Source organism: Candidatus Symbiopectobacterium sp. 'North America', assembly GCF_015762685.1.
In the GTDB taxonomy this organism is placed as follows: Bacteria; Pseudomonadota; Gammaproteobacteria; order Enterobacterales; family Enterobacteriaceae; genus Symbiopectobacterium.
Genome location: NZ_PEHF01000026.1, coordinates 45,571 through 59,826 on the forward strand (window position 1 = coordinate 45,571; position 14,256 = coordinate 59,826).

Annotated in this window: 11 protein-coding genes and 10 pseudogenes; 4 read left to right on the forward strand and 17 right to left on the reverse strand. The window is 54.2% G+C overall.

The window, feature by feature from the left end; translation table 11 throughout:
- Nucleotides 1–3 precede the first annotated feature (3 nt).
- The 4 genes and pseudogenes from napG (at nucleotide 4) to napC (ending at nucleotide 2,586) form a co-directional block, all read left to right on the forward strand.
- Nucleotides 4–697 (forward strand): annotated as a pseudogene (gene napG, locus CS369_RS05775) (ferredoxin-type protein NapG).
- On the forward strand, nucleotides 684–1,535 hold the full coding sequence (gene napH, locus CS369_RS05780) for a quinol dehydrogenase ferredoxin subunit NapH (protein WP_196906350.1): 852 nt from the start codon (nucleotides 684–686) through the stop codon (nucleotides 1,533–1,535). The pseudogene napG and the gene napH overlap by 14 nt, the downstream one beginning before the upstream one ends.
- Complete coding sequence (gene napB / locus CS369_RS05785) at nucleotides 1,532–1,978, forward strand: nitrate reductase cytochrome c-type subunit (protein WP_196906351.1); 447 nt, start codon at nucleotides 1,532–1,534, stop codon at nucleotides 1,976–1,978. Before napH ends, napB begins: the two co-directional genes overlap by 4 nt.
- 8 nt (nucleotides 1,979–1,986) lie before the next feature.
- Nucleotides 1,987–2,586: a cytochrome c-type protein NapC gene (napC, locus tag CS369_RS05790; RefSeq protein WP_196906352.1), complete on the forward strand. Its 600-nt coding sequence runs from the start codon at nucleotides 1,987–1,989 to the stop codon at nucleotides 2,584–2,586.
- A gap of 406 nt (nucleotides 2,587–2,992) precedes the next feature.
- On the opposite strand, the gene ccmI is transcribed toward napC, so the two are convergent.
- From ccmI to CS369_RS24485, 17 genes and pseudogenes are all read right to left on the reverse strand, one after another.
- The gene (gene ccmI / locus CS369_RS05795) at nucleotides 2,993–3,805 is read right to left on the reverse strand and encodes a c-type cytochrome biogenesis protein CcmI (RefSeq protein WP_244664807.1); all 813 of its coding nucleotides are present in this window, start codon (nucleotides 3,803–3,805) and stop codon (nucleotides 2,993–2,995) included.
- Nucleotides 3,802–4,252: pseudogene (locus tag CS369_RS05800) on the reverse strand (cytochrome c-type biogenesis protein). Before CS369_RS05800 ends, ccmI begins: the two are co-directional and overlap by 4 nt.
- 7 nt (nucleotides 4,253–4,259) lie before the next feature.
- A pseudogene (locus CS369_RS05805) lies at nucleotides 4,260–4,805 on the reverse strand (DsbE family thiol:disulfide interchange protein); the annotation flags it as partial.
- Nucleotides 4,802–5,023 (reverse strand): cytochrome c-type biogenesis CcmF C-terminal domain-containing protein, encoded by a 222-nt coding sequence (locus tag CS369_RS23165; RefSeq protein ID WP_307833662.1) that lies wholly within the window; start codon nucleotides 5,021–5,023, stop codon nucleotides 4,802–4,804. The gene CS369_RS23165 and the pseudogene CS369_RS05805, both read right to left, overlap by 4 nt.
- Nucleotides 5,016–5,667: pseudogene (gene ccsA / locus CS369_RS05810) on the reverse strand (cytochrome c biogenesis protein CcsA); the annotation flags it as partial. The gene CS369_RS23165 and the pseudogene ccsA, both read right to left, overlap by 8 nt.
- Nucleotides 5,664–6,149: a cytochrome c maturation protein CcmE gene (gene ccmE, locus CS369_RS05815; protein WP_196906355.1), complete on the reverse strand. Its 486-nt coding sequence runs from the start codon at nucleotides 6,147–6,149 to the stop codon at nucleotides 5,664–5,666. The gene ccmE and the pseudogene ccsA, both read right to left, overlap by 4 nt.
- Complete coding sequence (gene ccmD / locus CS369_RS05820) at nucleotides 6,146–6,364, reverse strand: heme exporter protein CcmD (RefSeq protein WP_196906356.1); 219 nt, start codon at nucleotides 6,362–6,364, stop codon at nucleotides 6,146–6,148. Before ccmD ends, ccmE begins: the two co-directional genes overlap by 4 nt.
- A pseudogene (locus CS369_RS05825) lies at nucleotides 6,361–7,099 on the reverse strand (heme ABC transporter permease). The gene ccmD and the pseudogene CS369_RS05825 overlap by 4 nt, the downstream one beginning before the upstream one ends.
- A 63-nt stretch (nucleotides 7,100–7,162) precedes the next feature.
- Nucleotides 7,163–7,819 (reverse strand): heme exporter protein CcmB, encoded by a 657-nt coding sequence (gene ccmB / locus CS369_RS05830; protein ID WP_196906357.1) that lies wholly within the window; start codon nucleotides 7,817–7,819, stop codon nucleotides 7,163–7,165.
- 8 nt (nucleotides 7,820–7,827) lie between these two features.
- Nucleotides 7,828–8,310 (reverse strand): heme ABC exporter ATP-binding protein CcmA, encoded by a 483-nt coding sequence (gene ccmA, locus CS369_RS05835; protein ID WP_244664818.1) that lies wholly within the window; start codon nucleotides 8,308–8,310, stop codon nucleotides 7,828–7,830.
- Nucleotides 8,199–9,291, reverse strand: a pseudogene (gene nrfE / locus CS369_RS05840) (heme lyase NrfEFG subunit NrfE); the annotation flags it as partial. The gene ccmA and the pseudogene nrfE, both read right to left, overlap by 112 nt.
- A 21-nt stretch (nucleotides 9,292–9,312) precedes the next feature.
- Nucleotides 9,313–10,275, reverse strand: a pseudogene (nrfD, locus tag CS369_RS05845) (cytochrome c nitrite reductase subunit NrfD).
- Nucleotides 10,272–10,943, reverse strand: a pseudogene (gene nrfC, locus CS369_RS05850) (cytochrome c nitrite reductase Fe-S protein). Before nrfC ends, nrfD begins: the two co-directional pseudogenes overlap by 4 nt.
- Nucleotides 10,940–11,506, reverse strand: a pseudogene (gene nrfB / locus CS369_RS05855) (cytochrome c nitrite reductase pentaheme subunit). The pseudogenes nrfC and nrfB overlap by 4 nt, the downstream one beginning before the upstream one ends.
- Nucleotides 11,507–11,549: 43 nt before the next feature.
- Nucleotides 11,550–12,972: pseudogene (gene nrfA / locus CS369_RS05860) on the reverse strand (ammonia-forming nitrite reductase cytochrome c552 subunit).
- A 365-nt stretch (nucleotides 12,973–13,337) separates the two neighbouring features.
- Entirely contained in the window at nucleotides 13,338–13,643 is a 306-nt protein-coding gene (locus CS369_RS24480; protein WP_280514728.1) for an EAL domain-containing protein, read from the reverse strand.
- Entirely contained in the window at nucleotides 13,627–14,193 is a 567-nt protein-coding gene (locus CS369_RS24485) for an EAL domain-containing protein (protein WP_280514729.1), read from the reverse strand. The genes CS369_RS24480 and CS369_RS24485 overlap by 17 nt, the downstream gene beginning before the upstream one ends.
- Nucleotides 14,194–14,256: the final 63 nt, after the last annotated feature.

The following is a 14,256-nucleotide window of genomic DNA, read 5'->3' on the forward strand; positions in this document are numbered from 1 at the left end:
CAAATGGCTCGCCCGGAAAATTCATCGCCAGTCCTCCGCCGCTTTCTGCGCGACGCGGTGCGTACCGTTGCCGGATTATCGGCCGCGGTGGCGGTGCTCGGTATCCAGCAGCGACGCAGTCAGGCCGATGTACTGCGGCTACGCCCGCCGGGTGCCGTGCCTGAAGCGGCATTCTCCGGTGCTTGCATCCGCTGCGGTCAGTGCGTGCAGGCATGCCCGTACCAAACGCTAAAACTGGCGACCCTGATTTCCGGCCCGGCGGTGGGTACCCCCCTATTTTACCGCGCGCGATATTCCCTGCGAAATGTGTGAAGACATCCCGTGTGTCTCGGCCTGCCCCAGTAATGCCATGCAACCGCTGGAAACCATCGATGATGCCCGCATGGAATTAGCGGTGCTCTTGGATCAGGAAAACTGCCTGAATTATCAGGGATTACGTTGCGATGTCTGTTATCGCCTCTGTCCCTTGATTGACAGCGCGATCACGCTGGAACCGGAACGCAATCCGCGCACCAGCAAACATGCGCGCTTCCTGCCGACAGTACACAGCAATACCTGTACCGACTGCGGAAAATGCGAGAAAGCCTGCGTACTGGAGCAACCGGCTATCAAGGTGTTGCCACGTTCGCTGGCAAAAGGGGAACTTGGGCATCACTACCGCTTTAGCTGGCTGGAGGCGCGCGATGGCAAATCGTAAGCAAGACGCCGGACGCGAGGCGCAGGTCAGAAAAGGGTGGTGGCGCAGTCACCGTTGGCTGGTGCTGCGGCGGCTGACGCAATCGCTGGTACTGCTGATGTTTCTCAGTGGTCCGCTGTTCGGTGTCTGGATCCTGCACGGCAACTACAGCGCCAGTCGGTTGCTTGATACCGTGCCGTTCAGCGATCCACTGATGGTGCTGCAAAGCCTCGCCAGCGGTCACTTACCCGCCACGCTTGCGCTGGCGGGTGCGCTGATTATTGCTGTCGGCTATGCGTTGGCAGGTAAGCGCTTGTTTTGTAGCTGGGTGTGTCCGGTCAATCCGCTGACCGATCTGGCGGCCTGGCTGCGACGGTGTCTCGGTATTACCGCATCTGCCACGTTATCCTGCAGCCTGCGCTATTGGCTGCTGGGACTGATCCTGCTTGGCAGCGCCGTGCTGTGGGAGTGGATCAATCCGGTGTCATTAACCGGCCGTGGGCTGATTTTTGGCTTTAGCGCGGGCGTCTGGCTGCTTACCGCGTTGTTCCTGTTTGATTTACTAGTGGTTGAGCACGGCTGGTGCGGCCACCTCTGCCCAACGGGTGCACTGTATGGCGTGCTGGGCTGTAAAAGCGCACTGGTGGTGGAAGCCGCCGAACGCACGCGCTGTACCCGCTGCATGGACTGCTTTCATGTCTGTCCGGAACCGCAGGTGCTGCGCGCCCCCTTACTCGATAAACACAGTCCGGTGCAGGTCACCGACCGTGACTGCATAACCTGCGGACTCTGTATTGATGCCTACGCAGAAGACGTTTTTAAAATAACCCTTAGATGGAAATCGGGAGCAAGATCATGAAAAGCCAAAGCTTAAGAACGGGATGGTATCGTTGGATACCCGCCCTGGCAATGATTGTCAGTACCTTCGCAACGGCGCAGGCCGATCTGTTAAGTCAGTCACTGGAAGTCTCCACCGCCCAACCGGGCAATACGCGCATGCCCAAACAGCAAGATAAAATGGCGCTCAACTACGTCAACCAGACGCCGATGATCCCGCACAGCGTGGATGGCTATCAGGTGACGCCGACATTTAACCGCTGTCTGCAATGCCATAGTGTAGAAAACTACCGCTCTACCAACGCACCGCGCGTCAGCCCGACCCACTTTGTGGATCGTGACGGTAAGACGTTGGGCAATGTCGCACCTGCCCGTTACTTCTGTCTGCAATGCCACGTGCCGCAGACGGATGCCACACCGATTACCGGCAACACCTTCACCCCTTCTAAAGGTTTTGGACAGTGAGGTTTTCAATGAAACAACCTGAAAAAGCGGGATGGCTGCGCAGCGTATGGCAGTGGTGGCGTCGACCAAGTCGTCTGGAGTTAGGGACGCTGTTAATTACCGGTTTTGCTGGCGGTATTTTCTTTCTGGCTACGTTTCAAAAAACCATGGAGAACAGCAACAGCGAAGCGTTTTGCATCAGTCGCCATGAGATGAACAATACCGTTTATCAGGAATACATGACTACCGCCCACTACAACAACCGCAGCGGGGTGCGTGCTACCTGCCCGGACTGCCACGTTCCCCATGAGTTTGTGCCCAAGATGGTGCGTAAAATTCAAGCCAGCAAAGAGCTTTATGGCAAGATCATGGGCACCATTGATACGCCGCAAAAGTTTGAAGCACACAGGCTGACGATGGCGCAAAACGAGTGGCGACGGATGAAAAACAACAACTCGCAGGAGTGCTGCAACTGCCACAACTTTGACTATATGGACTACTCAGGGCAAAAAACGGTGGCGATGGAGAAACACACCGAGGCGATTAAAACCGGCCAAACCTGCATTGATTGCCACAAAGTCATCGCGCATCAGTTGCCGGATATGCATGGTGTCAAAAGCGAGTTCTGATCCGTTGTTGTTGACAAGTCATTTCCACCCACTTCCGTCATTCCCGCGAAGGCGGGAATCTCTTGCAGAGAAAACGCGTTTATCCTCGAAGAGATCCCCGGCTTTCGCCGAGGATGACGATGGGTAAAGAGACTTTGTCAGCAATATGAGGAGAGCTTCAGTTCCCCTTGAATTTGCTGGCATACCTACCTGAAACAGTCATTACCACCCACCTCCGTCATTCCCGCGAAGGCGGGAATCTCTTGCAGAGAAAACGCGTTTATCCTCAGAGAGATCCCCGGCTTTCGCCGAGGATGACAAAGAGAGCCGGTCCGAACCGCGCACACCAACAACAAAAGAAACCTGAAAACGTCACGGATGTTGCGGTGTCGCCGCCAACTCGGCTTCCGCCTGCTGAATGCTGCGCTCAATCACCCCACGGCGCGTATCGTTTTACGGCAAGACGCGCAACATTCCCTTCCAGGCGTCGATGGCTTCCTGATAACGTTGCCCTTCGTAGGCATTGAACGCCAACAGGCTCAAAGGCGCTCACATTGGTGGAACCCGCTTGCAGCAGTTCACGAAGCATTTCGCCGCCACGCTCGCTGTCGCGCGGGTTGGTAGAGCGCGACAGGATATCCGCATAATCCAACGCCAGCTCGCTATTGTGCGGATCGCGTCGATAGGCGTTAGCATAGGCCTGCACTGCCATATCATAGTTGTTGAGCAGGCTGGCAATCCGACCCAGCAACCACCAGTTCTGCACATTCTCCGGCTGTGTTTCCAACTGGCTACGCAGCCTCAAACCAAGACGGGCGACCTCTTCAACAGTCAGCGGCTCCGCTTGCGGGTCGAGCGCACGTTTCAACAAATCGGGCGTCAATGCCACAACCTGCTGCCACTCCTGCACCCGATTGATCGAGGCGGTGTGCCAAAACACACTCAGGTTTACTGTCGCCAACAGCACGATGCCCGGCAATAACACCCAGCGGCTAAGCGGACGCTGCGGCACGCCCGCACTATCGGGAATGTCCTGCAAAAGCGTATGTTGCAAATCTTCCAGCAACTGCGTGAGCTCGCCTTCATTGGCAATATCCGCGTGAATTTCACGCAGCCGGTCATGATACAGCGCCTGATTTATCGCATCACGCGAGTAGTCGATTTTCGAAGACCACGGCGCAAACAGCAATGCAGTCAGCCCTACCAACGATACAATAATCACGGTTGTCAGTAACATCATGGTCGTTTCTCCGTGCGTCCCAACAACGCTTGCAGCCGTTTTTTCTCTTGTTCGCTCATCGGTGACTCAGTGCGTGTGATGCGATGCGCGCGTCGCACAATCATCCAGAGTCCCGCGACCAGAAAGAGCGCAGGCAACAGCCACAGCAACACCGTGAAGGGTGTTAACGGCGGTTCGTACGTCACAAAATAGCCATAACGAGTCGACCACCTGCTGCTTGCTCTGCCCCTGCTGCATCAGCTCATACACTTTTTGCCGCATATCCGAAGCAATCATCGAATTCGAGTCGGCAATGCTGTTGTTTTGGCATTTCGGACAGCGCAGTTGCGTGGTTAATTCACGAAACTGTTGCTCTTGCGCCTCGTTGTCAAAACGCCACGCGTCCGTCGAGGAAGCCAGTACGCCAAACGACAGCAACAAAGCCCCCAACAAAGCCATCAGTTTCATACTCCCCCTCACGACTGTATTGCTCCCACAGCGGCTTCAGCGTCTCCTGCCACACCTGCATGTTCAGATCGCCGGCATGGCGGTAGCGAATAATGCCATGGCCATCGATCAGAAAGGTTTCCGGCGCACCGTACACGCCAAGATCCAGCCCTAACATGCCGTTGCCATCAAACAGGCTCATGGCATACGGATTGCCCAGCTCTTTGAGCCAGTCAACCGCTTTGACACGATCGTCCTTGTAATTCATCCCCACAATACGAACGCCCTGCGCCGCCAGCATATTCAGGAAACGGTGCTCGGCACGACAGGTTGGACACCATGTCTCCCAAACGTTGAGCAGTAGCGGTTTGCCATCTTGCAGTTCAGATTGCTGGTAGGTTTTTCCCGGCACATCCAGAGATTCAAGACGGAATGCAGGGATGGGTTTGCCGATCAACGCGGATTCAAGTCGCATAGGATCATCACCGTCGCTGTTGCGTACCAGTTGCCACAGCAGTGCCACGGCCAACAGTAAAAACAATGCCAGAGGAATAAATAACACTCTACGGCTCATGGTTGACTCTCCCGAACGGCGCGGCGCAAGCGATAACACGGATCGAACATGCACAAGATACCGCCCAATGCCATCAATCCACCGCCGTACCAGATCCAGAGCATAAAAGGTTTGTAATAGAGCCGTACCGCCCAACTGCCGTCATCCAACTCTTCCCCCAGTGCGGCGTAGAGATCGCGGGTGATGCCCGCATCAATTGCTGCTTCCGCCATGACCATGCTGCTTGTGTCCACGGGCGCGACCAGCGCGCCCAGGCGTTGTCCAAACGTCCTGCCAGCAGCGACGCCACCGCAAAGGCAAACGCCACCGAAAACCCGACATAGCCCATATAAAGCAGCGGCGGATGGAAAATTAAACCAATGTCCTGTAGCAACGGGTTTAAATCGCGCCCCTCAATCGGGTAATCCGGCAGCGTACGGGTAAACGGGTTTGAGGTCAGCACAATAAACAGTAAAAAACCGACGTTGATCATCCCCATCACCGCCAGCACGCGCGCCACGGCATCGCTCGACATGCCGCGACTGAGCATGGCAACCGCGAAGGTCCAGCTGCTCATCAGGAGCACCCAAAGCAGGAGCGAGCCTTCATACGCCCCCCAGGCAGCGGCGACCCGATACCACACTGGCAAAGCGCGGTTCGAGTTGTTCACTACGTACAGCACGGTGAAATCATTAATGACCAGCGCGTAGACCAGCAGCAGGAACGACGCAAAAACCAAGGCAAATAACGCACAGGCAAGCGGGCGAGCCAACGCTATCAAACGTACATCCTGACGCGCCGCTCCCCACAGCGAATAAATACCGAGCAATAACGCCACGCCCAGCGCCAGACACAGCAGATAATTTCCGACTTCCGGCATCATATGCGGGCACTCTCTTTGACCGTGGGCGATGGCAGGTGTTGATGTTGCCCATCCATGGCGGCTTTCACTTCCGGCGGCGTATATTTCTCATCATGGCGCGCCAGCACTTCTTTTGCCGCAATGCGATTTTCAGACTCCAACACGCCCTGCGCCACCACCCCTTGCCCTTCGCGGAACAGATCCAGCAGGATGCCCTGATAGGTCACTTCCACCGATCCCTGGGCGTCATACACGGTGAAGTGCACGTGCAGACTTTGGCTATCACGCCTTACGCTGCCAGGCATCACCATACCGCCAACGCGTAAACGTTGCCCGATAACCGGAATTTCCTGCGTCTCATTTTTTCCGTACAAAATTTCGCTGGGCGTATAGAAGAGATCTATATTCGAGCGTAACGCATAGAGCGTCAGACCCATCTTCAGCGCCAGCCCGCAAACAACGGCCACCATAGCATAAAGTCGGGTTTTGCGCGCTACACTCACGGCATCACCTCCCCAGGATTATGGCACGCCTTGAGCTTACGCTGTTCACGCGCTTGCTGACGCCCTATATCCCGCAGCAATACGCGACGACACCACAGGGTGTGCCCCAGCAGCGCGCAGATCGGCAACAGCGTCAACGCCGCCGCCAACCAGACATAAAAGGCATAGCCGCCCATCGCAAAGAACGCTTGCCAACTGGTAAAGGCGATATTCATCGTGTGCCTCCTTCTTGGTTAACCAGCGCAGCTACCCAGGAAGAACGGCGCTGTTGCATCAGGATCAGGTTACGCAAACGCATCAGTGACACAGTCACAAACAGGCTAATAAACCCTAACTCATCAGTCGCAGTGGAAGACGCATTGCCGGATCGATAGTTTTTTGCATTTTCGTCGACCCCTGATTCAGGGTGTTCCACCACTCCACGGAAAAATGGATGATTGGCAGGTTCACCACGCCAACCAGTACCATAATGGCCATGGCGCGCCCAGCCAACCGGCGATCGTCAAACGCGTTGTAGAGCGCAATCACGCCAATATAGATAAACAGCAGCACCAGCTCAGACGTCAGGCGAGCATCCCAGACCCACCAGGTGCCCCACATCGGTTTTCCCCAAGTGGAGCTGGTGGTCAGCGCAATAAAGGTGAATACCTCGCCGACGGGTGCCATTGCCGCGATCGCCAACTCCGCCGTTTGCGAGCGTTTACTCAATGCCCACACGGCAAAATAGCCATGGTGGCATAGACGCCCATCGACCAGACGGCGGCAGGCACATGCAGATACATGATGCGGTAGCCCTGCCCCTGCTGATAGTCTGCGGGTGCAAATCCAAATCCCCACACCAAACCGCCGATCAGTATCACTGCGCTGATCAGCGCAAAGAGGGGAACAAGCTTGCCACAGCGGTGATAAAGCCGCTGCGGCGGGGTATGCTGATGGTTTTTTTTCAACATAATCGTGTGCTCACTTTGCGTAAAACGCATCCATGCGGGACGATGAAATCCGAAAATCGATAATCAATTCAGGCCCACCCGTAACGCCGCGGCTGTAGCGAACGGACACAGCGTTGCACTACCCGCCAGAAAGGCACCGAGGATCGCCAGATAGCCACCGACGGGCAGTTGCATCATGGAGGCCTCAATGGCTGCGGTGGCAAAAATCAATAACGGGATGGTGAGCGGCAGCACCAGCAGACTGAGCAGCACACCGCTGCGCCGTAACCCCACCGTTAACCCAGCCCCGATAGCGCCCAAAAAGCTGAGCGTTGGCGTGCTCAATAACAGCGTCAGCGCCATCACTGACCACTCACGAAAGCTCAGACCAAACAGCAGAGCCGCCAGAGGAGAAAGCAGTAACAGCGGCAACCCACTGACCATCCAATGCACCGCTACTTTCGCCAGGACCACTAACGGCAAGGGCAGAGGCAGCAGCGTTAACTGTTCCAATGAACCATCCTGATAGTCGTCGTGAAACAGGCGATCCATCGCCAGCAGTGATGCCAGCAAGGCGGCGACCCACACCACGCCTGAAGCGATACGCAATAACAACTGCGGTTCAGGCCCAATCGCCAGTGGGAACAGAATGATCACAATCAGAAAAAACCACATCGGGTTGAGGATTTCGGCGTTGTTGTGTAATGCGACGCGCAGTTCACGCACCATAAGCCGCCGCATTATCGGTCTCACTCTTCCGGCACTAATTGGATACAGCGAATTTTCTGAGTGCGCGGACGCAGCGGCTGATGCGTGGTAAGAATAATGATGCCGCCCTGTGTGACATGGTGTTCCATGCGTTGCGTCAACATATCGACACCGGCAACATCGAGTGCGGTCAAAGGCTCATCCAAAATCCACAGTGGGACATCCGTCAACCACAAACGCGCCAGCGCCACACGGCGCTGTTGTCCTGCCGACAAGCGCGCGACAGGGACATCCTCATAGCCTGCTAATCCAACAGCGGCCAACGCCTGCCACAGTGACGGCTGGCTGTGCTGCGGATAAAAAAAACGCAAGTTTTCTTCTCCGGTCAACATGCCCTTGATGCCCGGCTGGTGCCCCACCCTGCCAGTCCGTAGACCATCGTATAGAGAGTGCCCAGCAGAACCACCAGCGCGACAGCGGCGAATAACAACAGCGCCAGTAAAATGGCGATTTCCCGCGACCAGCCGGAAAAGCGCGCCGCTGGACGGTGCGTTGTTGCGCACCAGCCATAAATCAACAAGGCGGCCATGCTGAGCGCAGCAAACAGGATAAACAGCGGCACGGCTCTGTCATGTTCAAGCGCAAAGGCGTGGACAGACACCAGAATGCCAGAACGCACGATCAAGGTGCCGAGCAGGCTGAGGACCAACGTCAATATCGCCAGCATCATCGACCAATGACGGTAGATCCCACGCATTCGCGTCACGTATAAACTGTGCAACAGCGCGCTGGCGGTGATCCACGGAAGTAAAGAAGCGTTTTCTACCGGGTCCCAAAACCACCAGCCTCCCCACCCCAACTCGTTATTGGCCCACCACAACCCCAGCATGATGCCAAGGGTTAAGGCGCACCAAGCCGGCAGCGCCCAGCGCCAGCGCAGCGCTTACCGTTAACCCGCCGTAACCAAGATAGAGCAGCGGTGGATGCAGAATCAGGCCGATATGTTGCAGCATCGGATTAAGATCGCGCCCGGTTACCGCAGGCGGCAGCAGACGCGTAAAGGGATTGGAAAAAATCACGATGAAAATCAGCAGTGCGCTGGAGATAGCGGCCATCACCGCTAAGGTAAGCGGAAACAGGTAGCTCTGCGCGTGGCGATAGCGAAAGGCAAACAAAGCGCTCCATCCCTATAAACAGAGCAGCCACAGCAGCAGTGAACCCTCATGACCGCCCCACACGGCGGCTATTTTTAACCCGAAAGGTAAATCGCGGTGCCCGTGCTGCGCAACATAATTGACCGAGAAATCATTCAGCATGAAGCTCAGCGTCAGTACGGCAAACGCCAACAGCACCAGACCGAACAGCACCCACGTCCATACGCGCGCCAGTCGATACACAGGGTACCAATGACGATAGCAACCGGCTGCGGTAAGCAGCGTCGTCGCCACGCCAACGGCGCTTGCAAGCAACAACGCAACATAGCCAAACTCTGGCAATAGCAACATCAACATGCCTCTTGTCGGGGGCTACACAACGGTCAACTGTCCCGCATACAGAATAAAGAAACTCAGCAACAACACGCCGGTCAGGCTCATGCCGCTGACGGCCAACACGCCATAAGGTGAGCGCCACCGATTGGCCCAAAGCTTGAGCAGCAACGGGGCGACTAGCCAAATCCCCACCACGCCACACCAGAACCATGTGGCCCAAAATCCTCCCGTCAGCGCGTTGACCAGCGCACGGTGTTTCCCCTAATCGCCTAATGCTAGACCGATAAAGAAGGCAAACAGCACAAAGATTTCCAGCCAAACGATGGACGTTTCCAGCCGATGAATAAAGTGCGTCTCCTCACTGTGCGGATTGCGACGCGCACGCAGCGTCATGGCGATCAACGCCACCGCAGCGCCAGAGGAGATACCCGAAAACAAAAACAGGATCGACAGAATGGGGTTATTGAGCAGCGGATAGGTCTTCAGCGCCGAAAGCAGAAAACCGGTGTAGGCCCCAAGCATCACTGCCAGCACCAGCATCACGATATCCAACGTTTTCATCAGCGACGTCAGCCGTGCCAGTGCCGAGGGAAGAACGCGGAGTGTCGGCAACCAGCGCTGTTGCAGACCAATCAGTTGTTGATCAAAAATCTTCGCTAACCAGACTATCAGCACCACCATGTAGACCTGGAACAGCATCACCCCCACCGACATCACGGAGGTAAAGCTGTAATGGAACATTAGTTTCCAAAACGTCCAGAGGCGCGTCAGGTGGAACACCAAAATCAGTAATCCAACTATAATCACGCCGGGGGCTAGCAGCAGCGTGGTGCGCATCAGAGTGCTGTCCGAGGTTGCCAATGCCGGGCGATAACAACGTAACAGCACCGACAGCGTGACCAATCCCGCAGAGATGCCGATCAGAAACAGATAAATCGCGATCGGCCAGTCCCACACTAAGGAATCAAAGTGGAACGGGCTTGAAGAGACGGGCGTCATTGATGAACCTCCCCAAATTTAAACGGTACGCGATACATCTTGGGCCGCGTGCCCAGCGCGATTTTGTAGCGATAGGTCGCCCTTTGATTCAGCAGTCGGGAGATGTCACTGTCCGGATCGTCCAGGTTGCCAAACGTCAATGCCTTCGTCGGGCACACCGCCACGCAGGCCGGCGGTTTTCCCTGCTTCAGATTGGTCTTGCGGCAGAAATCGCACTTGTCCGCAGTCTTGTTCTCAGGATGAATAAAGCGCACCTGATAGGGGCAATCGGCAATACAGTACTGGCAACCGACGCACAATGAGGGATCGACATCGACGATGCCGCTTGCCGCATCGCGGTATGATGCCCCCGTTGGGCAGACATCCACACACGGTGGATTATCGCAATGCTGGCAGGAGTGACGGAAAAACCGGTACTTCACATCAGGAAATACACCGATCGGCTCGCTGCGCCTAATCGTCAGACGTGATACCCCCGCCGGCACCTGATTGACGTCCCGGCAGGCTTACATGCAGGCATTGCAGCCAATGCACAGTGATTCGTCATGGACCATGCCGTAACGCATGCCGTTGATGTTCAGCGTCTGCGCCACCACCTGCCCGGTGGTGCTGGTGATGGCGATCAGCCCGCCCATGCGAGCGATAAATTGGCGACGAGAACAACTCATGGCTGCCTCTGACCCAGATGCACTGAGGAAGGATTGAAATCCGGGTTATTGCGCTGATCACTATGGCAATCGACGCACAGCTTGATGCGGCCTTTGTCATCCAGCGCCTGCATTTTATCCTGTGTCGGGTGCAACTGATTGCAGCTGGCACAGGCCACTTTTGTCATGTGAACATCGTGCGGTCAGAATGCCTTCTGCAACTGTTTTGGGGTATGGCATGACATACAGACGCCGTTTTGCTGCTCTACCGTATACATCGGGTCGTTAAAACGCATCACGTCTTTCACCCCCTCACGGTGATGCAACAACGGCTTGCCGTGACAACTGGTGCAGGTTATCGGTTGCCGGTTCTGCGGGTTCATCGCCTTGGCGTGTTTCCCCTTCATGCCCTCTTCTTCCGGCTTATGGCACTGCAAACACGCCCCATCGGGGTTGCGCTGCGGCATCACCGTCCACCGCTTTCCTGCCGCAGTCTGAGATGGGGGTTCCGTCTACCCCGGCACTGTCCAAAACATGCCCAGCACCAACACCCCGGCAGTTAATAACGAACGTAATACGCTCATATCCACTCCACGTAATGACCGCCCGCGCTCGGGCGGTAAGGGGTTATTGGCTCAGTCGCCCGGCTTTGCGCGCCTGCTCATCCCACTGCGGCACTACCATGTTGAGGAAATCCTGTTTCTCCGCGCTGATTTGCTGCATATTGAGCCCTATCGCCTGCTGCGCTTTTTCTTTGGTGGAGATATCTGGCAGTTTGACCTCTTGCGTGATCTCTTTGGTCGCCAGCAGACGCACCAGTTTGGTTCGTGCATCCGCCGTTTTATCCAGATAGGTACCAAGCATTCTCAATCCTTCGTCCGGCGCATGCATATGAATGCCGTGGGAGGCAATCGCCAGATCCCAACGCCACTGCGCATGGCGAATGTCGGTCAGAATCGGTTGCATTTCCGCTTCGGTCGCACCGGCATCCCAGGCGGCTTTGGCTTCGAAATGCGCGTGAACCAACTGCTCTTCCGCTTTAAGTTTCAGCGACTGGATAGCGGCTTTGCGCTCCGCCACGATACCCTGCATGGACGCTTTATCTTGCGTGTGACAGTTGGTACAGGTTTGTTCGTAGCTGTCGAAGGGGTTGCCAATCTTGTGATCGGTATACAATTTACCTTTTGCGTTTTTCACCTTTGGCATGTGGCAATCGATACAGGTCACGTTGTTTTTGCCGTGAATGCCCGCGTTCCAGGTTTCATATTCCGGGTGCTGTGCCTTGATCATTGGTGCACAAGAGAGCGAGTTGGTCCAGTCAGAGAAGGCAATCGCGTCATAGTATTTTTCCATGTACTCCACTTTGGTGCCGTTGTCCCACGGCAGTTTGACCGCTTTGTCTTTGCCGGAAAAATAGTACTACACGTGGCACTGCCCACAGACCATCGCTTGCTGGTCGAAACGACCGGCTTTTTCAAATGGCTTACCGATCGACGCCATCCCTCTGGCGGCGTAGGGGCGGGAAAGCGTCAGGGTAGGTTTCCCCTGTGCGAACTCTGGCGAAGCGGTGTTGTGGCAGTCAGCACAGCCAAGATCGTTAACGATCTCCGGCCCGCCGCGCGCTCATTTTCCTTTGAAATAACAGTCCTCCCCTTCCTGCTGAATCAGGCGGGCAACATCCGGACTTTTACAGCTCCAACACGCCATGGGTAGCGGACCGTCTTCAGCATTTTTTGGCGCCCCGGTACGCAAGGTTTCGCACACATCAGTAAGGGCAAAAGCGTGGCCGAGTGGTTTATTTTAATCCCGTGAAAACGGATAACCTGCCCAAAGAATTACCATATTCGGGTCTTCGGACAGGGCATCGTGGCGCTCAGATTGTTCACTGGTCGCTTTCCACGAGTTGTACTGATCGGGGGGGTTTTTGCGTGAATGTATCGTTACGCGCTTCAACCGCAGCAAGCGCTTTAGCAGGCGCTGCTTCCTCCGCGAGCACGGGAAAAAGAAGAAAAAGGCTGGCTACCATGCCCCATAGAGAGGGGATTAACATGCTGATCCTGACCATGCGTATATGTCCGAATTGAGCCACCCACTGGCGGCCATTTTAACTATCTTGATGACAGCAATACGACATAACTACAAAAATTGTCATGATATTACCCGCGACTATCAGTAGCAAAAAAAGATGCATTCAAAATATTGCTTTTGATCAAAAGTAAGAAGAAGTGATGAAATGTGTCAGCGTATTTATGAAGGCCATCGCATATCCACATTTTTTTGTGGTTTTAAGGTCGACAGCGTTCTGTTCGCCTTGCCAGTGGAGTGCGAAACCGCTATGGGATACGGCTAGCCAACGGTGGGATTCAGGTGCCTACAGACACCTGATGGACGGTGGGGCAACGACAGGGGGAAAGGTTAAAAATTTTCCAGTAGCTTGAGCTGATTAAGCGTCAAAGGACGGTAAAAAATATACCCCTGAATAAAAATGGGTAAATAACGTTTCAACTTGTTTAAGTCCGCCGCCTTCTCGACACCTTCACAGATGATATTGACACCGAGAGGAATTAATACATGCAATAATTTTTGCATCCTTTCCAACTTACTCGGATCCGTTCCAATACCATTAACAATCGAGCGATCGATTTTTATCATATCGAAATTAAACAAAGAAAGGCTGTCGGTCTTCAAACACCCGGCACCAAAATCATCGAGTGAGATCATGAAGCCATACGCTTTCGCTTTGTTTAAAAAACGTGACGCCCTCCATCAATTGTTTTTGCGTAATTTTTTCACTCAACTCTATTTCTATAGAGCTCGGATTAACATCATATAATAAGCATATTTGATACAACTTATCCAGATACTCAATATTGTTGAAAATAAGCGGAGAGAGGTTGAAGGAGATTGATAACGTTTTCTTACAATATATTAATCGGCAGATCAGATCGAAGATAAAATCGGTGACCTGGTTAATCAATCCGCACGCTTCGATCTCTTCTATCATTGATTGCGTTGGGATTAACTCGCCGTTTGAAGTGTAAAACCGGGCTAGGGTTTCATACCTGAAGATTCTATTTTCAGGAAGATGAATGATAGGTTGGTACTCGGCTTTTAGCCAAATCCGCTTCCCATTAACGTATAACAGAGTCGTGTTCATCTTACCGTTTTGCTCCCTCTCCATAGGAATTGGGCTTTTTAATTTCGCCCTTATAAATTCTAAATATTTATTCAAAGCGTTTGAAAATTGTTTAGAATGATCAAAAATCTCCATTTGATAGACTACGCATATTGCACGTAATTTAATGATCGTTAAAATCTATATCACAAACCAGCA

Bases quoted from the DNA above. Each gene is read 5' to 3' on its own strand.
- napH (WP_196906350.1), top strand. From the start codon at position 684: ATGGCAAATCGTAAGCAAGACGCCGGACGCGAGGCGCAGGTCAGAAAA.
- napB (WP_196906351.1), top strand. From the start codon at position 1,532: ATGAAAAGCCAAAGCTTAAGAACGGGATGGTATCGTTGGATACCCGCC.
- napC (WP_196906352.1), top strand. From the start codon at position 1,987: ATGAAACAACCTGAAAAAGCGGGATGGCTGCGCAGCGTATGGCAGTGG.
- ccmI (WP_244664807.1), bottom strand. From the start codon at position 3,805: ATGATGTTACTGACAACCGTGATTATTGTATCGTTGGTAGGGCTGACT.
- CS369_RS23165 (WP_307833662.1), bottom strand. From the start codon at position 5,023: ATGGTCATGGCGGAAGCAGCAATTGATGCGGGCATCACCCGCGATCTC.
- ccmD (WP_196906356.1), bottom strand. From the start codon at position 6,364: ATGAATATCGCCTTTACCAGTTGGCAAGCGTTCTTTGCGATGGGCGGC.
- ccmB (WP_196906357.1), bottom strand. From the start codon at position 7,819: ATGCGGCGGCTTATGGTGCGTGAACTGCGCGTCGCATTACACAACAAC.
- CS369_RS24480 (WP_280514728.1), bottom strand. From the start codon at position 13,643: ATGATCTCACTCGATGATTTTGGTGCCGGGTGTTTGAAGACCGACAGC.
- CS369_RS24485 (WP_280514729.1), bottom strand. From the start codon at position 14,193: ATGGAGATTTTTGATCATTCTAAACAATTTTCAAACGCTTTGAATAAA.